Raw genomic sequence first — 21,327 nt, forward strand, 5'->3', positions numbered from 1 at the left:
GGGTGTCAGGGGTTGCTGGCGCGGAGGTCCACGGGGCCCTCGCTCGGCAGCTCGACGGTGAAGCGGGCGCCCTCGCCCTGGATGCTCTGTGCGTGGACCTGTCCGCCGAGCGCCGCGACGATTTCGCGGACGATGAAGAGGCCCAGGCCCAGGCCCCCGTATTCGCGTGACGACACGGCGCGCTCGAAGCGGCCGAAGATGTGAGGCAGTCGCTCGGCGGGGATGCCGATGCCCTGGTCGATGACGTCCAGGTGGACGCGGCCCTCGGCATGCGCCAGTCGCACCTCGATGGGGCTGCCGGCGCCGAACTTGAGGGCGTTGGACAACAGGTTCGTCACCACCTGCTCCAGGCGGACGCGGTCCCATCGGCCGATGCAGTCCGGGGACAGGCTCAAGGAGATGGGCGACCGGGAGCGCTGGATGGCGTCCCGCATGCCTTCGGTCACGTCGCGCACCACGGAGGCCAGGTCCACCGGCTCCAGCGTCAGGTGGAGGCGGCCCGTCTGGATTCGGGAGACATCGAGCAGCTCGTCGACCAGGTGCGCCAGTCGCCGGGTCTGCGCCTGGGTCGTCCTGGAGGCGCGCTGGACGGCGTCGCGCGTGGGCACCTCGCTCCGGGCGAGTCCCTGCACGGAGAGCTGGAGCGCGGTGATGGGGGTGTAGAGCTCGTGCGCGGCGATGGAGAGGAACTCGTCGCGCAGGCGGATGGCGTCCTGGGACTCGTGGTACAGCCGCGCGTTGTCCAGGGCGATGGCCGCGCGGCGCGCCAGGTCCTGCGCGAGCTCCACGTCCGGGGGCCCGTAGCGTTTGCCCGGCACCGAGGACACGAGCGAGATGACGCCCAGCATCCGCCCCCGGGCGATGAGCGGCACCGCGAGGAAGGAGCGGGCCTTCAGCGCGCGGATGAGCGCGACGTGCGCCTCGTCGCGGCACAACCGCTCCAGGACTTCGTCGGTGATGACGGGGATGAGCAGCGGCTCGCGACTCTTCAGCACGGCGATGGCGGGCTGGGACGAGTCCCAGTCGGGTGTGTAGAACGACTGCAGGTCGCGAGCGATGCGCTCGTGTCCCGGGTCGGCGTGCGCGGTGGAGAGCCGGCGGATGGCGCCCGAGGGCTCCACCACGTCGATGGCGCAGAGCGTGGAGAGCGAGGACACGCACAGGCGCGCCAGCCGGGACAGCGTCGCTTCGAAGTCCAGCGCCTCGGCCAGCACCACGCTGCTCTCGGCGAGGAAGCGCACGGCCTCCTCCGCGCGCCGGCGCTCCTCGAACAGGAGGCTGTTCTCCAGCGAGATGGCCATCTGCGAGGACAACAACTGGAGCACGCGCACCCGGTCCGGGGTGAAGGCGTGGGTGGCCAGGTTGTTCTCCAAATAGAGGACGCCCATGGTGCGCGCGTGGCGGCGGATGGGCACCACCAGGGCGGACTTCACGCGCTGCCGCGCCACGTAGGCATCCGACACGAAGCGCCCCTGGTGCACGGCGTCCCCGAGCACCACCGCGTCCCCGGTGCGGAAGGCGTGCGCCAGGAGCGACTCGGGCACCAGCGTCGAACCCACGAGGGGAAGCTGGGGCCGCGAGAGGGGCTCCCCCACTCCGCCCACCGCCGTGAGCACCAGCGCGCCCTGCTCGTCCAACACCAGCGCGCCGCGCTGCGCGCCCGCCACCTCCAGGCATACCGCCATCAACTTCTCGAGCAGCCGCTCCAGGGCGACCTCGCCCGACAGGGATTGCGCCGCCTTGAGGATGCTGAGCAGGTCGAGTGACGCGCCCCGGAAGTCGTCGCCCGTGGGCGTGACGGTCTGGTCCCACAGGCCGGACTCCTGCACCTGGAGGTCGGGGAACTCCTCCTGCAACGCGGACACCACGGCCTTGGCGCCCCAGCGGGCGAAGCCCTCCCGCGCGGCGCGCAGGTAGAGCGAGGCCACGCGCTTGCGGCCCAGCGCGCCGTACAGCCGCCCCGCGAGCACGTTCGCGAGCGCCTCGTCGTGGGGATGGCCGTCCTCGCGTGCTCGGTCGATGGCCTCGTCGAAGAGCTCGGCGGCCTCGGTGAAGTGGCCTTCGAGGCGGGCACGCTCGGCGCAGAGCAGCAGGTAGCGGTGGAGGAAGTTCTCCGGACAGTTCGTCGACCAGTGGCGGAACTGGCTCCAGGCGCGCTCGACGAGGGACCGACGCTCGTCGAGTGAGGCCAGGGCGCCGTTGCCCGCCGCGTGCACCAGCCCGCTGAAGAAGGCGTGCTCGGTGACGGTGAAGAGCGACGGCATGAAGCGCAGGTGGGGCTCGGCGGCGCGGAGCATCTCCCGCGCGCCCGACAGGTCTCCGAGCAGATAGGACGTCTGGAGCCGGAGGATGAAGAACTGCCCGAGGATGGTGGGGTCCCCCTGGGCCTTCTCGAGGAACGCACGCGTGTCGAACGTCGAATCGTCGTAGCCCGCGCGCTCGCGGGTCCGCCCCTGGAGGCAGCGCACGGCCTGACGCAGCGCGAGCTGGAGGTCCGCCATGGCGCGCTGTCCGCTCTTCTGGTCGAACGCGAGCGCCGACTCGCTCTCCGCGTGGACGCGGTCCAGTTCGGCGCCCATCCGCAAGCGCGTGAAGCTGAGGCTCGCCAGCAAGTATGCGACGTACTGCGGCTCACCGCTCTCGAGCCCCGCGGAGATGCCCCGGCGCAGCAGCGGGATGGACGAGCGCAGGGGCTCGCGCCAGTGGCGCATGTAGAAGAGGAACGCTGCGAGCACGCGGCACTCCTCGCGCGGCTCGTCGAAGCGGCGGCTCAGCTCCATGCCCAGGTGGCTGAAGGGGTGGCCCGCGGCGTAGTCGCCTCGGGACTCGCCGAAGACGAGGCCGAAGCACACGTACGCGAAGGCGGAGTACACGCTGTTGCCGTGGCGCAGCGTGAGGCCCACCATGCGCGTGTAGATGAACGAGAACATCGGCGGGTCCGAGAACCAGGCCGCGATGCCCGCGTTCATCAACAGCCGCATGCAGCCGCGCTCCAACTCCGCGTCCATGCGCGGCGCGGACAGGAGCGCCTCCTCGGAGCGGTCCTTCCACAGGGCCTCCACCTGGGGGAGCTCCGCGCGGAAGGCCTCGGTCGCATCACCCTCCGGCAGCTCCACGCCGAACAAGCGGAGCCCCTCGCGCGCGTGCCGGAGCGCGGCTTCGTGGTCCCTGGCGAAGATGCTCGCGTTCATCCGCAGGACGTAGAGGTCCACCTTCTCCAGCGGCGTGCGCGCGTGCGCCATCGCCGCGTCGATGAGGCGCTCGGACAACAGGCGGTCTGCGGTGAGCTGCGCGCACTCGGCCGCGTCCCGGTGGAGCTGGAGCATCTGCTCGGTCCGGGTCGACCAGGCGTCCTCGGGCAGCAGGGCGCGAGCACGCATGAAGTACGCCAGCGCCGCCTCGAAGGCGGAGGCATCACGCACCTTGCGTCCCGCGCGCAGGTTGAGCTCGGCGAGCCACGTGCGCTCGTTCGTGTCGCGCACCACGTCGCCGCCCAGGTGGTAGTGGTCCACCACCTCGCACACGCGCGACTCGTTCTCCGTGCCCCGCGCATCGGCCCAGAGATGGCGGGCGATGGCGCGATGCACGGCGGCCCGCTCGGCCTCGGACAGGAGTGAGTACGCGGCATGCCTGACGCGGTCATGCGCGAAGCGATACGTGGCTTGATTCACCGACATGAGGCTGGCCGACTGTTGGGACGGGAAGCGAGGGCCACGCCCCTCCGGGACGAGGAGCCCCGCGCGCAGGGCGCTCCAGAGCGCTCCCGCCGTGTCCTCCAGGGGCGCCTCCACCACGCGCGCCAGCAACCACAGGTCCACCTGCCCTCGCATGCACGCGGCCACCGTCAACAGTCGCTGCGTCGACGCCGGCAGTCGACGGATGGAGTCGAGCATCAGCTCCACGACATTGTCGGTGACCTCGGCTTGCGCGATCCGCTCCAGCTCCCAGTGCCACGTCCCCGACTCCAGGTCGTACGTGAGCAGCCCCGTGCGATGCAGGTGCCGCAGGAAGTGGCCCACGGAGAAGGGATTGCCAGCGGTCTTCTCGAGCACGAGCCTCGCGAGTGGCTCGACGTGCGCCGCGTCGCACTTCAGCGCGTCCGCGCACAGCGCCGTCAACGCGGGCAGGTCCAAGGGCCCCAGCTCCAGCAGGAGCGGCGAGCACCCCACGGCGCAGAGCGCCGTCCGCCAGCGCTCCAGGGGATGCGTGGGCCCCCACTCGCCCGGACGCCAGGCGCCGAGGACCAGCAGGTGGTGCAGCTCCGAGTCCGTCGACAATCGTGAGAGCAGCTCCAGCGTGGCCGCGTCCGCCCACTGGAGGTCGTCGAGGAAGAGCACCAGGGGCTGCTCGGCGGTGGCCAGGTCGCGGAGGAAGGACTGGAGCATCCGCAGGAAGCGGCTCCCGGCCTCACGCGGCCCCAGAGCGACGACGGGGGGCTGTTCGCCGATGAGTCGCTCCAGCTCGGGCACGAGCTCGGTGAGCATGCGCCCGTGGCTTCCGAGGGACTTCTGCAGGCGCAGTCGCCACGCCTCCACGCCTTCGGGCGGCAGCTCGAGGACGCTCACCACGAGCCCGCGCACGGCCTCCATCAGCGACGCATAGGGCATCTGCCCTCGCAGCTCGGGAGACCTGCCCGCGAGGAAGTGGCCCGCGCCCACGCGCTCGCGCAGGACGTTGGCCAGGGACGACTTGCCGCTCCCGGAGGCTCCGGCGAGCAACACCCACTCGCGAGAGCCCGCGCGGGCGCGCTCCAGGGCGGCATCCAGGAGGGCCAGTTCACGCTCGCGACCGTAGAGCTTGTCGGGCAGGCCCAGCTCGCGCGCGAGGTCGTGGCGGCCCAGCTCGAAGGTGATGGGCGTCCCGGGACCGCGCCAGCGTCGCTGGATTTCCCGCAGGTCTGCGACGAGGGCCTCGGCGCTCTGGTAGCGCTCCTCGGGGGACTTCGCGAGCAGGCGGAGCACGACGTCGGAGAGGAGGCTCGGGAGCGAGGGGTTCCGGTCGGCGGGAGGAATGGGAGGCTGTGCCAGGAGCGCATGCACGAGCTGCGCGGCATCGGCCGAGAGGAAGGGCGCCTCGCCCGTGAGCATCTCGTAGAAGGTCGCGCCCAGCGCATAGAGGTCCGCGCGGTGGTCCACGCGCCGGCCCATCCTCCCGGTCTGCTCGGGGGCGATGTAGCGCAGCGTGCCCTCGAAGCCGCCCGGAACACCGGCGCTGCGCACGAGGCCCTGCACGCTGGTGGCCAGGTCGAAGTCGATCATCACCAGTCGGCGACCGCTGGCCGCCACGACGAGGTTGGCGGGGTTGAGGTCACGGTGGATGACGTGCCGCCGATGCAGGGCGCCCAGGGTGGTCGCCACGTCCAGGGCCAGTTCGAGGAAGAGGTCCACCTCGAGCGGTCCTCGTCGCAGCAGGTCCCGGAGGTCAGTGGGGCCGGCATCCTCGAGGACGAGGGCCAGGTGGCCCGACAGCTCTTCGAGGCCGATGACGTCGACCACCCCGTCGAGGTCGGACAGCTCGCGGAGCATCACATGTTCGTGGCGCAGCATTCCGGCGCTGCTCTCCGCCAGCGGGCCTTCGCGGACGACCTTGAGCACCCGAGCGCCGCCGTCGGGAGTCCAGGCACGGAGCACGTCATACCGGTGGCCCCGGTAGATTCTCCGAGCGTCTTGCAAGCCGGGCAGCTCGAGCATCATGCCCCCCTCGGCGACGACCCTACTCGTAAGCTGTAACGGACGATGCGGGCGAGGACCTGTCCAGGGGGGCGGGCCTCCTCCCGCTCGGACGTCAACAGCACACACGCACGCCCTACCGGATTCGCACGGACCTGGAGGTGGACACGTCGAGTAGTGAGCGGCGTCAGCGACCGCGGGTAAGGTGATGGGCGGTGCGGCGCCGCGTCACGCGGCAGGGGGCTCGATGCGGAACATCTTCGCGTGCCTGGTCCACGAGCGGCCCGACTGCGTCATGGACCTGGTGCGCAACCTCCACCACCTGGACCCGGACTCGCTCATCCTGCTCTACAACGGCGGGAAGCATCCGGGACTGCTCGACGGGCTCTGTTTCGAGCACTTCAACGCGGTGGTCCATCCGGCTCCGCGGCCGATGAAGTGGGGCTGGCTGCATGACTTCGCGCTCGACTGCTTCCGCTTCGCGCTGGAGAGCCATCCGTTCGAGGCGATGACCATCGTTGACTCGGACCAGCTCGGGTTGAGGCCTGGGTACTCGGAGCACCTGCGGGGTTTCCTGGCGGCGAATCCTGGGGCGGGACTCCTGGGGAATGTGCAGGCGCCACATGGACCTGGGCCGCGGGCGGCTCCGGCGGTCGAGGCTCGGCGCGAGGTGGATTTGTGGAGGCCGTTCCTCCGGAGGTTCGTGAATGGGGAGTCGCAGTTCGTCCATTGGACGTTCTGGCCGTCGACGGTGTTCACGGTGGACGCGGCTCGGGACCTGGTCGCGCTGTGGGAGCGGGATGAGCAGCTCGGGGACATCCTGCGGCGCTCGCGCATCTGGGCCTCGGAGGAGGTGCTGTTCCCCACGCTCACCGCGCTCCTGGGCCACCGCGTCCTCACGAGCCCGTGTGACTACGAGTGGGTGAAGTACCGGGTCGAGTACTCGACCGCGCAGCTCGACGCCGCGATGGACGCGCCTCGCGCGTATTGGGCGCACCCGATTCCACGTCGGCTGGAGGACCCGCTGCGCGCGCATGTGCGGGCGCGGTTCGGTGGCTACGAGCGTCCACCCGAGAAGGAGGCACCGGCGCCGGTTGTCGAGGAGCCCCAGCGGGCACCGGTCATCACGTCGCGTCCGACGGTGTCCTGCATCATGCCGACGTTCAACCGGCGGAGGTTCGTGCCGTTGGCGGTGCGCTGGTTCCTTTCCCAGGACTGGGCGGAGAAGGAGCTCATCGTGGTCGATGACGGCAGCGAGCCTGTCGCGGACCTGCTTCCGGAATCACCGAACATCCGGTACGTGAGGCTGGAGGGGCGACACTCCGTGGGGGCGAAGCGGAACCTCGCCTGCGAGGCGGCGCGAGCGGAGGTCATCGTCCACTGGGATGACGATGATTGGTTCGCGCCTCGGCGGCTTCGATATCAGGTCACGTCCCTGCTCGACTCAGGCGCGGATGTGAATGGACTGACGCGTGTCCATTATCATCAGCCGTCGACGGGTCGGTCCTGGCGGTATGTCTATCCCCGGGGTCATCGCCCCTGGGTTGCCGGCGGGACGATGTGTTACGTGAAGGCGTTCTGGCAGCGCAATCCGTTCGCGGACATCCAGGTCGGAGAAGACGCGCGCTTCCTCTGGGGCGCGGTGACGCCTCGGGTCCAGGTGCTCCAGGACCCGAGCTTCTATGTCGCGCGCATCCACGAGGCGAATGTGGCCCCGAAGCAGGTCCACCAGCCCTACTGGCTCCCCCACCCCACCGACACCGTGCGGATGTTGATGGGCGAGGCGTTCGACCTCTTTCGGGCGGGAGCCATCGAGGAAGCGTGACCGCCCGGTTCAGTGGAACAAGGCGGGCCACCACCGGGCGCGGCAGATGGAATACGGCCTGTGGCTCTCACTGACGTAGATGGACGGCAGGCTCTCGACGACCGTCCCGTCCCGGCCCACGCTGACCATGAAACAGGAATCCCCCATCCCCGTGCTCGGCAGGCGCACCGTGCCGCAGGACTCGCCGGAGGGCGCTGTGAGCCGGGCCTCGAACTGGCAACCCGAGGGGTCCTCATTCACCGTCCCCCACCGGAGGTAACCCCTCCCCCCCGGAAGCAGCGCGAACGGGCTCGTATCCCCATTCGAAAGCCAGCCCGGGACGGGACCCGCCGACGTCTGCAGGGAACCGAAGGAGGCCACCCACGTCTTGCCGAGATAGTTCTGGGCGCTCAGCAGCAGACCGCCCTGCAGCAGGGGCACGAGCGTGAAATGCGCGTACTGTGGTGGATTCGGCAGCGTGAGCGCGGAGAACGAAGCGCCAGGCTGCCCCGCGCTGTCCACCCAGACACCCTCCACCTCCGCCGCCCCCGAGGACGTCTGCGTGATGGACAGCACCAGCGTGTGGCCCTCCGTGTTCACGCCCACCACGTGCGGCGCGCCACTCAGGACCGTGGCCAATGACGTGCTCCAGCGAAGCTGCCCGGTGCCGCTGTAGGCCCGGACGGTCTTGTCCTCCCCCATTTCATGCAGGCCTCCCACGGGGTTCTCCGCGCCCCACAGAAGCCCCGTCGACGGCTCCGAACGGACCGCGACCTGCCGGTTGACATTGTCGAGGAACATCAGCCACGAGAGGTCCTCGAACGGGTGGTAGCTCCGCCCCAGGAACCCCTGCGACTGACCGAGCAACTGCATGGTGTTCGCATTCGAGACGCCGCCGCTCCACAAATCGCTGCCGTCGGGACGCAACACCTTGAACCCCATCGACATGAGATTCTCGGGCATCTGGGTCAGGATGATGTTGCCCACACCATCCACCGCCGAGGAATCACACGAACCGTAGGTCGCTGTCGCCTGCGTCGCGTACTTCCAGGCCGCGAGCGCTTCCGGTTGGATGACCGGGACCACCTCGCACCCCTCCGCCGCCAATGCTGGGGAAGCAAATCCCATCCAGCCCACGAGAAGCCCCACGCCGAAGAACCCCTGCCCTCTGTTACCCACCTTCACGTTCGCCCCACCCTTCATCCAACTTGACTGTGAGTGCAGGTAAGAATGGGCCTCGGGAAAAACCAGTGGGGGTGGCGAGGGGCCCTCTGACTGTTGATTGCGTGAACGTGCTCCTCTGGACGAGCGACCAGCAAGGGTCCAGGCAGGACAGCTCACCCAGACGTTCCAACCCGTGGCACCCAATCAAACCCTCACATCCGAGACACGTCCAGCGACGTGGCTTCTGTACTGGCTTCGGCGCCCCCTGTTCTGTACCGCTCGCGCGGGCATACGGTGGCGAGTGGATGAAACAGCACGCCGTCACACCGTCCGCTGAAGCCAGTCAACTGCTGACCGGCGGAACCGCGCCCGCCTTCACGGGCTCCACGCTGTCCGCGGGCTTCGTCACGGTGCTCGTGGCCTTCTCGAGCACGGGCGCCCTCATCTTCCAGGCCGCGGAGGCCGCGGGTGCGACGCCCGCGCAGATGAGTTCCTGGATGGGCGCCCTCGGTCTCGGCATCGCCGCGACCACCATCGGCCTGTCCCTGCGCTACCGCGCGCCCGTCCTCACCGGGTGGTCCACCCCCGGCGCGGCGCTGCTCGCCACCAGCCTCGTCGGCCTGCCGATGTCCGACGCCATCGGCGTGTTCCTCTTCTGCGGCGCGCTCATCACCCTCTTCGGCGTCACCGGCTGGTTCGAGCGGGCCCTCGGCCACATCTCGCTCCCCCTCACCGCCGCGATGCTCGCCGGAATCCTCGCCCGCTTCGGCCTGGACGTCTTCGTGTCCATGAAGACGCGGCTCCTGCTCGTCGCCGTCATGCTGGGCGCGTACGTGCTCGGCAAGCGCCTGTGGCCCCGCTACGCCATCCTCGTCGTCCTCGGGCTCGGCTCGTGCGTGGCCTGGGCCTCGGGATTGATGCGCTTCTCCGAGCTCCGCTTCGCCTGGGCCACGCCCGTCTTCACCGCTCCGACGTTCTCCTGGCACGCGCTGCTCGGCGTCGGCGTGCCGCTCTTCATCGTGACCATGGCGTCCCAGAACGTCCCCGGCGTCGCGGTGCTGCGCGCGTCCGGCTACGCCACGCCCATCTCGCCCATCATCACCACCACGGGCCTCGCGACGATGGTGCTCGCCCCCTTCGGCGGCTTCGCGCTCAACCTCGCAGCCATCACCGCCGCCATCTGCACCGGCAAGGAAGCCCACGAGGACCCTTCCAAGCGTTATGCCGGCGGCGTCGTCTCCGGCGTCCTCTACCTCCTTGCGGGCCTGGCCGGAGCGACCTTCGTCACCCTCTTCACCGCCTTCCCCCGCGAGCTCGTCCTCGCCATCGCCGGCATGGCCCTGTTCGGCACCATCGCCAACAGCCTGTCCACGGCCATGAGCAGCGAGCGCCATCGCGAGGGCGCTGTCGTCACCTTCCTCGTCGCCCTGTCCAATGTCTCCCTGTTCGGCGTCGGCGCCGCCTTCTGGGCCCTGGTCCTGGGTCTCGCCACCTCCACCGTCGTCAACTGGCGACGCTAGGAATCCCCCGCGCGCCCGCATTCCCCGACACATGGCGCGCCGCGTGATACATCGCTGAAGACGCCTGGTCGTTCCGCCCCAGGTGAATTACGGGGACCCCGGATTGCTCGGTTGCTTGGAGAATGTGAAAGTACGCCTCGAGTCGTCCGCAGTCGTCCCCCTCTCGAGGCCCCCCCAGCGTGAGCGCCCGACCTGGTCTTGCCTTCGCAGTGTCCGTGGAACAGGGAGTCCCCTCCGCCCTCCCCTCCCGCGCCATCGAAGTCGACGTCGGCGTGGCGCTGCCCACCGCCTTCGGCGGCCTGCGCAAGGTCCTCAAGGCCTGTGAGGACGCGGCCCCTGATGTCCACCGCGCCATCGCCGCCGCCCACCCCTCCGAGTGGAACCGGCTGTTCCCGGGCACGACGCAGGGCGTCCCCGCGCTCGAGGACCTGGCGCTGTCCCCGTCCGAGCGACGGCTCCACCGTGAATCCGAACAGACGTTCTGGATTCTCACCGTGGCCGCGCGGACCCTCGTGGAGACGCTGCGCGCCAGCGGCCGCCCGCTCGTACTCCATGGCGCGGGCGAGTGTGACCTGGTCAGCCTGCGCGCCGTCATGCGCGCCGCCGAGTGGGCCCGGCTGGACGGCCTGGACGGCACCCTCCTGCTCACCGGCTGGCGGATGCGACGTCCTCATGGCGCCGCCGCCTTCGAGTCCCGCCGGCAGGCCTATCTCGACTCGCTGTGCGACCGCATGCGCGTCCCTCACGCCTCTGGCCCGGGCCCCGTGTCCTCGCGCGAGCTGGAGCCCGCGGTGGACCTGGAGGGCCGCTACCTGCGGCTCGTGGTGGACGAGTCGGAGTCGCGCGAGGCGCGCGTCGCCGCGGCCATCCTCGCCATCCGCAGTTGCTTCTTCACCACGAACTACGAGGGCGCGCTGCTCGCCGCCGAGCACGGCCTGTCGCTGCTCGAGTCCACGTCCGAGCCGAACTTCCCCGGGCGCGTGGTCCAGGCCTGGGAGGCGCTCGATACGGGCTTCACCACGCCGGCCATCGAAATCGACCGCGCGAGCCTGGGCGACGAGGACGAGCTGAAGGCCCTGCTCCACCGGTGCATGGGCGTGGTGCATGTCTTCACCGGCTCGCACGACGAGGCCATGGCCGCGTTCGGCCGCGGGCTCGAGTGCCGACTGCCTCCCGAGCTGCGCGCGCGGCTGCACATGTTCCGCGCGTTGACGCTCACCAAGCGCTTCGGACAGCTCCCCAATGCCCGCGCGGAGGTGGAGGCGGGGCTCGCGGAGCTCGGCCGCTCAACCGCGCCGGACCGCGCGCTCCAGGAGGGCTGGCTGCGCAACGTGTGCGCACTGACCTGGTTCCAGGAGCGCAAGCTCGACAAGGCGCTGGTGGAGGAGAAGCTCGCCATGCGCTGCGTGGGTGATTTGCACGACGCGAGCGCCACGCACCTGAAGATCAACCTCATCTCCAATGCCAGCTACCTGCAGGAATCCGCGCGGCAGTTCGCGGACGCCATCGGCACGTGGCGGCGCTTCGAGGGCATCAGCGAGCGCTGGGGCGTCAACTTCTCCAAGCACCACCGCTACCGACTCGCGGGCCTGGAGTTCGCGGCGGGCCAGCGTGACGAGGCCGTGGACCACTTCCAGCAGGCCTATGCCAGCGCGGAGGCCCTGCGCGACTCGTTCCACCGTCAGGTCATCGCGGCGGAGCTCGGCCGCCTGTTCCTGGACGACGGACGCATGGAGCAGGCGGTGGAGTGGTTCGCCCGCGCCGAGCAGCACGCCCGCGAGATTGGCGAGCCCCTGAAGGCGGCGGAGAGCCTGGCGGGGCTGTCGCTCGCGGCGGGACGCGAGGATTGGTCCGAGGCCCTGCGCTGCGCCCGGGCTAGCACCACCTGGCCCAAGGAGACCCAGGCCCTGGTGGACGCCCTCACGAGGTCGGACGCGAAGGCGGTGCACGCGCTGCTGCCCCGCCCTCGCACGAAGCTGAACCGGCCTTTCGACTCGGTCAGCCTCTACTGAGACACCGACGCGTCACTGGCGCGTCGCCGTGAAGCGGCGCACCACGCGGCACTCCGGGTCGCCATCCATCGTCTTCACGTGGCTGGCATTGAACGTCCCGGAGAAGGAGGCCGGTGCATCGAGGCGCTCGGGGGGTTCGGCGAACACGCCTTCGATGAGATAGAGCAGCTCGGTGGGAGGGCCCTCGCGGCGACGCAGCTCCACCACTGCCCTCAGCACGAGGTGTTTGCCTTCGCTCGTCTCGTAGTGCGAGCCCGTGAGCGAGACCTCTCCCAGCGTGCCCTTGATGTCCACCTCGCGTCCGTTCTGGACGACGACGACCCGCTCACCCTCCGGCAACGACACGCCCACCTGACCGCAGTCAGCGCTGAACGGCGTGGTGTCCTGGAAGCGGAACACGTAGGCGCCGCTGATGGCGCAGCCGGACTCACACTCCTCGGGCGCGATGACGTCGACGTCGTCATCCCCGCTGTCGCAGCCCGGGTTGCCCATGCCGCTGCCCATGGAGAGCACGGCCGTCACCAACAGCAACGGGACGCGCAGGTACGTCTTTCCTCGAGACACTTCGTCACGCATGTCGGATTCCCCACCCACTGCATTCCGGCCCAGAGACGGTGTTTCCCAGCAAAGATGTCAGCCGCGTCCCTCGCCCGGCCCCAGGGCCCGGGCAGGCGGGAACGGCGCCTCGCGCCCCGACGCCACCTGCTCCACCACCAGCGCCGCCGCGTGGGCGCCGGTGAGAATCCCCTGCCCGCCCAACCCCGTGGCCACGAACGTGCGCCGCGTGCCCGGGTAGCGCCCCAGGTACGGACGACCATCCGGCGTCACCGCGCGCAGCCCGGCCCAGGCCCGCACGAAGCGAGCCTCGCGCAGACGCGGCGCCAGCTTCGCCACCGTGGCGCTCAGGTGAAGGAGGCCCGTGGGCGTCACGTTCTCCACGAAGCCGACGTCCTCCTCCGTGGCCCCCACCACCAGCTCGCCCGCGCGCCACGGCGCCAGGTACGTCGGCCCGGACACGACTCGCGACAGGGAGAGCCCTGGCTGGTGCACCACCATCATCTGCCCTCGCACCGGCTTGAGCGGCAGCGGAGGCAGGCCCGCGAGTGTCGAGGACCACGGCCCCGCGCTCACGAGGAGCTGGTCCGCGCGCAGCGTCTCGCGGTCCGTGCGCAGCACCACGGCGTCGGAGGTCTCCTCCACCGCGCGCGCCGACTCACCGAGCCGCAGTCGAACACCCGCGCGAGCCGCAGCGTTCAGCAGCGCGTTGACGTAGCCCTCCGTGTCCACCATGTGGCCACGCGACGACTCGAAGGCCCCCAACAGCGGCGTTCCCTCCAGCGCGGGCTCCAGCTCCACCAGGCGCGCGGCGTCCACCCACGTGCCCAGCTCCTCGGGATGTTTCCCGGCGCGCGCCGCGAGCGCGTCGCGACCCTTGGTATCGGCGGCGATGCGGAGGATGCCCTGTCCGCGGCGAAGCAGCGCGCCCTCGGGGAGCGAGTCCAGCTCGGCCACCAGCGCATCCCTGCCGCCGCGCGCGAAGGCCAGCATGTCCGCGTCGTCGTGGAGGCGCACGGAGGGAATCGCCACACCCGCCGCCGCGCGAGAGCCCCGGCCTCCCGGGTCCACCGCGTCCAACACCGTCACGCGCGCGCCGAGCGCGGCCAGCCGCCGCGCGGCCGACAGCCCCACCACGCCCGCGCCGAGAATCAGGACCTCCGAGCTGAAACCCATCCGTCAGACCCACCGGTGTGCAGCGAGATGTCGCTCCCTGAATACACGAAGGGCGCCGCCCCTGTATCGAGGGGACGGCGCCCGGGGGGGAGGGCTACTGAATGGAAGCCCGAATCAGGACGGCGTCGCCTCGGCCATGCGCTTGGCGAACAGCTCTGCCGCGTTGCGCAGGCTCTGCTCCGACAGGCCGCCCTTCTCGTTCGCCTTCATCACGTCCGAGAGCAGGTCGGTGATCTGGTTCTTGCCGCCCATCTTGTCGAGCAGACCGCTCACGAGGCTGTTGCCTCCCATGCCCTCGAGGAAGTTGCTGCCCGGGAACTTGTTGAGCAGGTTCTTCGCCACGCTCGCGCCGGGGAAGAGGTCCATGGCCGCGCCCAGGCCCGCCTGGAGCGGGTTCTCGCCCTTCATCAGCCCGCTGACGAAGCCCGCCGCGATGCCCAGGGCCGGGTTGATGGCCGTGAGCGCCGGCTTGAGGATGTCCAGCGCCTTGCCGAGAACGTTCTTGAAGAGCCCCATGATTGCCTCTCGCGTGCCGGCGTCGCGCAGCGTCCGCCGAAAGTAAGCCTGACAGTGGAGTTATCGGACGGGCGCCCACAAAGTTCCGTGGATCCGGAACAAATCCGGGAGAGCCCCGTCAGGCCCAGTGATTCCGAGTGGTTGCGGGGCTCAGCCCTTCTTCGGGTCGCGAGGTGGGGTCGGGGCGCCCCGGGACTCGGGGGCGCCGGTGAGGACCGCGTCCGAGGCCAGCGCGGCCTTGTAGCGCTCATCGCCCTTGTCGGAGCTGAAGCCGTCGCGCTGCTGGGCGCGGCTGATGATGACCTCGCCGCTGATGAGCTTGTCGAGGTGGCCCTGGATCTCCTCGACGGTGGCGGCCTTGGGGTCCTTGGCCTTGAGCTCGTGGTCGAGGGTGATCTCCAGCGGCATCGGCTTTTCGGGGTGCAGCTTGTAGCCGATGATCTTCTCGACGTAGGCCTCCACCGGAATCTGGAGCATCCGCGCCTGCTCCTTCACGTCAGCGTCCGCGAGCAGCTCCGCGCGAATCTCCTCCACGGGGCGCTTGAGCTTCCGGGGCTCCGGAACGACGGTGTTCTCTCCAGCCATGACCTCTCCAGGGTGGTGCGCTGAACCTCGGGCGCATTCTGTTCGCGGACGCGGCTCGGATGTCAAAGCGGCGAGGCGCCTTCGCTCCAGCGGGTGAACTGCATGCGCAGCTCACAGGTGTAGCGGCCCCGCTCGTCCCGGAGCCAGAGCTGCTCGGGGGCCGGGTACATCTCCTCCACGGAGAGCCGCTCGGCCTCGCGGGCCAGGTGCGAGAGCAGGTCCAACGCGAACGGGCTCGCGGTGTCGATGAGGTAGGGCTTGCGCTCCTTCGTGCTGCGCATGAACACGAAGCGAGGCCAGCCGCGCGCCTGGCGCTCACGCTGCACGGCGAGGAACAGCTCGAAGCCCGAGGGACGCGCGAGGTGCTCGGAGGACAACTCCCAGCGCTCGCGCTGGTACACCGCGCCGCCGATGCTCAGCCGAGGCAGGTGTTGTCCCCGCGTGCGCAGCGGCGCATGGAGCACCTGGGGATGCGCCAGCGCGGCGAAGGGCGGGTAGGAAGAGAAGTCATCCAGCGGCAGGTACAGGTGCAGCCGCTCACCCTTCCCGTCCACGAGCACGGGGCCCTTGGACGTGGGCAGGACCTTCACGTCGCCCGGCGTGAGCGCGCCGTCCTCGACGTCCAGCACGTCCGACACCGAGTAGACGAGCCGCCGGCCCGGGAAGACATAGAAGCCCTTGTTGCGACGGCGGATGGACAGGCCCACGAGTCCGCGCGCGGACGGGTCCGACTCCAACCAGCGCGAAGCCACCGCCGAGTAGCGCTCCTTGGACGGGAAGAACGCGCTCAGCCAGCTTCGCAGGAGCAGGTGGTGATGCACTCGCGCGAGCATCACCTCGAAGCCCGCGCCGTCACCCTTCGCGGCGAGGCAGACATCCGGCAGCGCGTAGCGGCCTCCCGGCGTGGACGTCCCGAGGAAGTCCACGGGCAACGTGCGCGCGCGCTCGGGTGACTCGTCCAGCAACACCGGGGGCACCGGCGAGAAGCGGCTGCCCGTCACCTGGTCCGGACGCAGTCGCACCGCGTAGTCGAGCAGGTCCACCGGGCGCTCGTCCGAGCCGAGCGCCTCGCGCACCTGCTCGCGGAAGCCCTGCTGGACGCGCTCGCCATAGGCGGCCGAGAGCTCGAGCGGGCCGCTCAGCGCGGATTCGAGTTCCTCGGTGAAGCGGCGGCCGAAGCGCAGACGGAACGGAGAGCTGGCCTCCTCGTAGAGGATGAGCCGGTCCGCGTACACCTGACCGTCACCGCGTCGGGCTGGCTTGCCGGTGGCCTCCGTGAAGCACGCCTCCAGTTCGAGGAGCAGCACCTTGCGGCGGGTCAGGTCCGCGCCCTGGAACTCGGCCTTCAGTCGCGACAGCGTGTCCAGGCGCTCCAACCAACGCGAGCGCGCCTCCAGCTCGGGTAGCGCGGCGACGGCGTCCCGCACGCTCTCGAAGGTCGCGAAGTCGTTGGGGCGGAATGGCAGTCCCCAGAGCAGCAGCGCACCCTTCACCAGGGGTAGCGCGGCGCGCTCGGCGTCCTCCACCGCGATGCCCAGCACCTTCGCGGCGGCGGCGGGGGTCGGATGCTCGCGGAGCACGGACAGCAGGCGTTCGGCGCTCTCGGAGAGCGGCACCTCCAGCTTCAACACCTCGCAGGCGGCGCGGCCGGGGGACACCGTGAAGAGCGGGTTGAGGCGCAGCGGGAGATGGGGCCGCAGCGTGCGCTCACGGCCCACCGCGCGCGCCAGCTCCGTCACCGCCCAGAAGGAGAAGAACGTGCGTCGGCTCGTGTCACCGCTCGCGACGGTGCGCACGTCGAACCCGTCTTCGTCCGTGCGCTCGCCGTAGGAGATGGGACCGAAGAAGCTCGTGGTCTCGTTCTTGGCGCAGAAGCGCTGGAGGTACGTGTAGACCTGTCGCTCCACCCGGCGCCCGTCGGACGTGTCCCTGCGCTCACCGCCGCGCAGGTAGCGCGCCCAGACGTTGTCGAACATCGCGGGGCTGGAGAGGAACACCGCCTCCTGGATGGAGGGCTCCGCCGCACGCTCGCGCAGCCTCGAGCGCAGCTCCGAGCGCTCCTGGGCATGGCGCTCCTGGAGGGACTTGTACCCGGCGCGCAGGCGCGACAGCGCGGCGAGGCGCTCCGAGCCCGCGGGCGCCCAACGCGGCGCCGTGTCGTTCTCGAGCAACGCCCGGAGGACGGGGGCTTTGACGGGGCTGCCTTCCGCGCTCAGCGCATCCAGGAGCGCCTGCTCGTCCGCGAGCCATCGGTTCGCGTCGTCCACCAGCGCGGTGGAGAACCCGAGCGACTCCAGCCAGTCGAAGGGGAAGCCGGCATGACGGAGCACGAACACCTCGCCCAAGGTCCAGCGTCCGCTCATCCGTGCGTCCTCTCCAGGATGGACTTCGTCACCAACATCTCCACCAGCTTCGCGCGCTGCGCTTCCGGCACCTGGGGCAACGCGCTCGCCACGTCGGTGGCCTCGGTCAATCGGGCCAGCACCGGCGCGAGGCGCGCATCCATCGCGACCACCCCACCCGTGCGCAGGTTCGCCGCGTACCAGGAAGGCTTCGGCGCCCCTTCGAGCGTGGCGGGCAGGTGCACCACCGCGCAGTCCACGTCCAGACGGACGTGCGTGGCGCCCTTGATGCCTGGCGGTGCGAGCAGGAAGGCCGCCGCGACACGGCCTGGACTGAGCGGAGCCAGAGTCATCAGCCGGCTCGCCAGCGACGTGAGGACCCCGGGCAGACGCGCACTGGGAATCGTGCCTGGCCTCTCGACGGGGCGACTGCGCGACAAATCGCGGTCCGCCGGAGCGTCTCCGGGCTGTCCCCACCAGCGCGCCGGGTTGCGGACCCGCGCGATGCGCTCCACCGACGCATGGAACGGGCGCACGCCGGCGAGGTGGTCGAAGAAGCGTGAGCCCTCCAGCGCGGCCAGCGTGGCGTCCAGCGCCGCCTCGTCCACACCCGGCGCGCCGACCCACCACTCCGCGACGACGCGCACGCCCGCGGCCTTCAGTCGTTGGTAGCCCTGGACCAGGAGCTCCACAGGGATGAAGCCGTGGTCGGGGTCGACCACGCGACCGCTCGCGAGGCCGCAGAACCCCACCACCACCGTGTGACAGCCGCTCTCCACGAGCGCGTCCGCGGCCAGGAGCGAGCCGAGCGAGACATTCCCCGCCCACCGCGCGCCCCCTGTGTACGCGCGCACGTCGTCCAACGAGCACCGACCGAGCCAACCCTGCTCGGGTCCGGACTCCGGCCTCGCGCTGTCGGGCTCCATCACCGCCCAGTCCTGGTCATCACCCCACGGAGACGGAGCCAGGACCTCCAGCCCGAGCCCATCGGAGATCCACACGAGGTCCTCGACGCTCGTATCGCCGGACAGCGGGCGCACACGCCAACGCAGCGCGGGGACCTGCTCCGGGAACGTGGCGCGCCGGAAGGCGGGCATCCGCGCCAGCACCTTGCGATGCGTCGAGGCAAAGGGCCCCGCGACCTCCAGGGCCACGTGCGCGGGGCACGCCTGCGCCAGAGACACGGCGGCCGGGAGCTGGAGGTCTCGCTCCAGCCACAGACGAACGCACCGCGCATCCTCGAACCGAGCGAGCACCGCCGCCACGTCATCCGAGAACGGCGAGGGCATCCCCGACACGCGCTGCACGTCCGCGCTCCGCTCCGTCGTCCCGGACTCCAGCTCCACGTCATCGAGCCGCAGGTGCACACCGTGCGGCGAGCCGGAGATGGCCGTCAGCACCGCGCCCAGCGCGCGCAGCTCCGACAGAGCGCCTCGTTCACGCAGGCCCTGCGCGGCTCGCAGCAGGAGCAGCTCGCGCATCGTCTGGGCCGACGGAGGCGACGACTCGCGCGTCAGACACTCCGCTTCCACGGACCCGGCGGAGAAGACCCGACGGGTGAAGTCCCTCGCCAGGTCCAACAGGTGCCACCCCTCGGGGACCTCGGGCACGAGCGTCACGTCCCGGTGTGGAGGCAGCACCAGCCACTTCATCGCTCCTCCTCCCGCGAGACGGAGGGAGACCCCGACATCAGCGTGCAGCGCAGCTCCACCGTGTGGCGGCCCGAGGGCCCTCGCAGCCAGAGCTGGTCCGGCCCGGGCAGCATCTCCGAGAGGAGGACCTCCTCCTTCTGCTCCAGCAGGTTGAGGAAGACGCGCAGCAGCGGCGGACTGCGCACATCCACCAGCACCGGTTTGCGCTCGCCCTTGAACTTCGCGAAGACACACGGAGGAAGCCCCCGCGCGTCCCACAGGCCCGCGGCGACACGCAGCCTCGCGCGGTCGTCCTTGCACGCCAGCAGCGCCTCACACGCCGCCGCGTCCAGCTTCCACTGCTCGCGCTGCACCACCACGCCACCGAGCGTCACTCGGGGCGTGTGCTCTCCCAGGGACACCTTCAAGGGGCGGATGCGAGGCAGCGAAAACGCCGTGTGCACCGCGCTCTCCAGCTCGCCGTTGTAGAGGCAGAGCTCGGAGCCCAGCCGCTTCGACACCAGCCGCGCGCTCTTGCCATCGCTCTCGACGAACAGGTCATCCAGCGGGATTCGCCACGCGGAGGCATGGGAGCTCACGCCGCCCAGCTCCACCACCGGCCCCGGGAACTCGGAGGGCAACAACCCCGTGCGCCGCGACGGCAACACGGTCACCAACGGCACGGAGCGAGACAGCGCCCCGAGCGCGCGCACCATCTCGCTCTCCACCTTCGCGCGCGACGGATGGAACTGGAGCGCCCAGCCCCACACGAGCGCGGTGTCGTGGATGTCTCCCATCACCAGCGTGTACTCGCCCCGGCCCCACGCCTCCACGTCCGTGGCGCCCACCAGCAGGTCCACGGAGGTGACGAGTGGCAGGGTCCTCCCAGCGTCCCACGAGGGGCGCTCCACCGCGCCCAGCTCGATGGACCGGGCGGCCGCGTCGGGAATGGACTTCGCGAGCAGCTCCGCCACCGTCGTGTCCAGCGGCACGGGCAGGTCCGCGGCGGCGGCCGCCACCTTCCAGAAGGGCACCGTGCGCGAGCCCACCTTGCGGGCCACCGCCTCACGGGCCGCGTCACGCGTGCGCCACGCCGCCTCCGCCATCCACGCCAGCGCCGGCTCCAGGCGCGCGCCCAGCTCCCGCGCGCGCTCACCGCCGACCTCCAGCCGCAGGTCTCCGCCGCACTCCTCCCGCAGCGGGAGACGGTCCTGGTAGAAGTTGTGGGACTCGGACGCGGGGCCGCGCTCCGTCGGTGGCGCCACGCCCCACAGCTCCTTCGCCTTGCGCGCGAAGGCGTCCTGGAGCGCCATCTTCCCGCTCGCGTCGGCCGCCCCGTAGCGCCCCATCAGCTCCAGCAGCGTGCTCAGCCCCTCGACGTGACGACGCGCGCCCGCGCCCGGCAGCGCGGCGACCCGCTGGGCCAGGTCGTCCACCGGGTGATGCACGGCGGACGGGACCTCGAGCTGATGCGTGAGCAGCGCCTTGTCACAGCCGAGCCGCAGCGCCTCGCGCGCCATGCCGGGCGCCACGCCGAGCGAGGACGCGAGCGCCGCCAGCGTGCGCGTCCCATCCGCCAGCTCCACGATTCGCGGCAGCAGCTCCTCCGCGCTCTCCGGCGTCGGCCCCGCCTTGCGCGCGGGCATCTCCGCGAAGGCCTTGCGTCGCGGCACCAGCCACGAGGCGATGTCCGGGTCGAAGGCGATCGCGCGCACCAGCCCCTGCACCAGCCACGACGCCGCGAAGGTGTTGCGCCCCACCAGCGTCTCGGGCCCGGACCAGCGCAGCGTCACGCCCGTGGGCGCCTGAGCATCCACCCGGCCGTAGTTGATGGGGCCGAAGAAGCCCATCGTCTCGTTCTTCGCGCACAGCCGCTGGAGGTAGCTCGCCACCTGCCTGCGCAGCCGCGAGCCCTCGCGCTTGGCGAGCAGGTCCCTGGCCACGGGGGGACTGGAGCTGGCCACCGCCTCCAGGAAGCGCGGCTCCTGGCACAGCGCCTCCATCTGCGTCTCCACCGCCGGCAGCTCACGCTCCAGCGCCGACGCGAGGGCGGCCTCCGCCTCCTGCGCCGCGCGGGCGCGGGTGTTCCACTCCGCGAAGCGCTCGGGGGCCTCCAGCCCCTCTGTATCGACGGGGCGGCCCGCCTTGAGCGCGGAGAGCAGCTCCCGAGGGGGACGGTGCACGCGCGGGCCCTGGGCACGCAGCGCGTCCAAGGCGCGCCGCTCCGCCTCGAGCGCGCGCGCCCACCGCGCCGACTCCGGACACCCCAGCCGCTCCAGCCAGTCGAACGGGAAGCCTGTCGCGCGAACGACGAGGTGGGGGAAGAGGGTCCAGCCCTTCATGGATCACATGC

At 70.7% G+C, this 21,327-nt stretch carries 12 protein-coding genes; 3 read left to right on the forward strand and 9 right to left on the reverse strand.

The features are described from left to right. Positions 1-5: 5 nt before the first annotated feature. Positions 6-5,693, reverse strand: coding sequence for an ATP-binding sensor histidine kinase (locus tag K8625_RS36875; RefSeq protein WP_223785328.1), 5,688 nt, complete (start codon positions 5,691-5,693; stop codon positions 6-8). A 223-nt stretch (positions 5,694-5,916) separates the two neighbouring features. Between K8625_RS36875 and K8625_RS36880 the strand changes: the two genes are divergently transcribed. Next, the gene (locus K8625_RS36880) at positions 5,917-7,494 is read left to right on the forward strand and encodes a glycosyltransferase family 2 protein (protein ID WP_223785329.1); all 1,578 of its coding nucleotides are present in this window, start codon (positions 5,917-5,919) and stop codon (positions 7,492-7,494) included. Positions 7,495-7,503: 9 nt separating this feature from the next. On the opposite strand, the gene K8625_RS36885 is transcribed toward K8625_RS36880, so the two are convergent. Continuing rightward, entirely contained in the window at positions 7,504-8,559 is a 1,056-nt protein-coding gene (locus K8625_RS36885) for a hypothetical protein (RefSeq protein ID WP_223785330.1), read from the reverse strand. 383 nt (positions 8,560-8,942) lie between these two features. On the opposite strand from K8625_RS36885, the gene K8625_RS36890 reads away from it, so the two are divergent. Further along, positions 8,943-10,157, forward strand: coding sequence for a benzoate/H(+) symporter BenE family transporter (locus K8625_RS36890; protein WP_223785331.1), 1,215 nt, complete (start codon positions 8,943-8,945; stop codon positions 10,155-10,157). A 215-nt stretch (positions 10,158-10,372) separates the two neighbouring features. Continuing rightward, positions 10,373-12,169 carry a lipopolysaccharide assembly protein LapB gene (locus K8625_RS36895; protein ID WP_223785332.1) on the forward strand — a complete coding sequence of 599 codons (1,797 nt, stop codon included), beginning with the start codon at positions 10,373-10,375 and terminating at the stop codon, positions 12,167-12,169. 12 nt (positions 12,170-12,181) lie between these two features. On the opposite strand, the gene K8625_RS36900 is transcribed toward K8625_RS36895, so the two are convergent. The 7 genes from K8625_RS36900 to K8625_RS36930 form a co-directional block, all read right to left on the reverse strand. Continuing rightward, complete coding sequence (locus tag K8625_RS36900) at positions 12,182-12,745, reverse strand: hypothetical protein (RefSeq protein WP_223785333.1); 564 nt, start codon at positions 12,743-12,745, stop codon at positions 12,182-12,184. 57 nt (positions 12,746-12,802) lie between these two features. Further along, positions 12,803-13,900 (reverse strand): FAD-binding oxidoreductase, encoded by a 1,098-nt coding sequence (locus K8625_RS36905; RefSeq protein ID WP_223785334.1) that lies wholly within the window; start codon positions 13,898-13,900, stop codon positions 12,803-12,805. Between the two features lie 114 nt (positions 13,901-14,014). Then, on the reverse strand, positions 14,015-14,416 hold the full coding sequence (locus K8625_RS36910) for a hypothetical protein (RefSeq protein ID WP_223751635.1): 402 nt from the start codon (positions 14,414-14,416) through the stop codon (positions 14,015-14,017). A gap of 150 nt (positions 14,417-14,566) precedes the next feature. Then, complete coding sequence (locus tag K8625_RS36915; RefSeq protein WP_223785335.1) at positions 14,567-15,001, reverse strand: hypothetical protein; 435 nt, start codon at positions 14,999-15,001, stop codon at positions 14,567-14,569. A gap of 62 nt (positions 15,002-15,063) precedes the next feature. After that, the gene (locus K8625_RS36920; RefSeq protein WP_223785336.1) at positions 15,064-17,364 is read right to left on the reverse strand and encodes a lantibiotic dehydratase; all 2,301 of its coding nucleotides are present in this window, start codon (positions 17,362-17,364) and stop codon (positions 15,064-15,066) included. Then, a complete protein-coding gene (locus tag K8625_RS36925; protein WP_223785337.1) occupies positions 17,361-18,995 on the reverse strand; it encodes a hypothetical protein in 1,635 nt (544 codons plus the stop codon). The genes K8625_RS36920 and K8625_RS36925 overlap by 4 nt, the downstream gene beginning before the upstream one ends. Further along, entirely contained in the window at positions 18,992-21,316 is a 2,325-nt protein-coding gene (locus K8625_RS36930) for a lantibiotic dehydratase (protein ID WP_223785338.1), read from the reverse strand. Before K8625_RS36930 ends, K8625_RS36925 begins: the two co-directional genes overlap by 4 nt. Positions 21,317-21,327: the final 11 nt, after the last annotated feature.

This window comes from Myxococcus sp. AS-1-15 (assembly GCF_020037055.1).
Taxonomy (GTDB): Bacteria; Myxococcota; Myxococcia; order Myxococcales; family Myxococcaceae; genus Myxococcus; species Myxococcus fulvus.

Bases quoted from the DNA above. Each gene is read 5' to 3' on its own strand.
- K8625_RS36920 (WP_223785336.1), bottom strand. From the start codon at position 17,364: ATGAGCGGACGCTGGACCTTGGGCGAGGTGTTCGTGCTCCGTCATGCC.
- K8625_RS36880 (WP_223785329.1), top strand. From the start codon at position 5,917: ATGCGGAACATCTTCGCGTGCCTGGTCCACGAGCGGCCCGACTGCGTC.
- K8625_RS36900 (WP_223785333.1), bottom strand. From the start codon at position 12,745: ATGCGTGACGAAGTGTCTCGAGGAAAGACGTACCTGCGCGTCCCGTTG.
- K8625_RS36930 (WP_223785338.1), bottom strand. From the start codon at position 21,316: ATGAAGGGCTGGACCCTCTTCCCCCACCTCGTCGTTCGCGCGACAGGC.
- K8625_RS36890 (WP_223785331.1), top strand. From the start codon at position 8,943: ATGAAACAGCACGCCGTCACACCGTCCGCTGAAGCCAGTCAACTGCTG.
- K8625_RS36875 (WP_223785328.1), bottom strand. From the start codon at position 5,693: ATGATGCTCGAGCTGCCCGGCTTGCAAGACGCTCGGAGAATCTACCGG.
- K8625_RS36915 (WP_223785335.1), bottom strand. From the start codon at position 15,001: ATGGCTGGAGAGAACACCGTCGTTCCGGAGCCCCGGAAGCTCAAGCGC.
- K8625_RS36905 (WP_223785334.1), bottom strand. From the start codon at position 13,900: ATGGGTTTCAGCTCGGAGGTCCTGATTCTCGGCGCGGGCGTGGTGGGG.
- K8625_RS36910 (WP_223751635.1), bottom strand. From the start codon at position 14,416: ATGGGGCTCTTCAAGAACGTTCTCGGCAAGGCGCTGGACATCCTCAAG.
- K8625_RS36925 (WP_223785337.1), bottom strand. From the start codon at position 18,995: ATGAAGTGGCTGGTGCTGCCTCCACACCGGGACGTGACGCTCGTGCCC.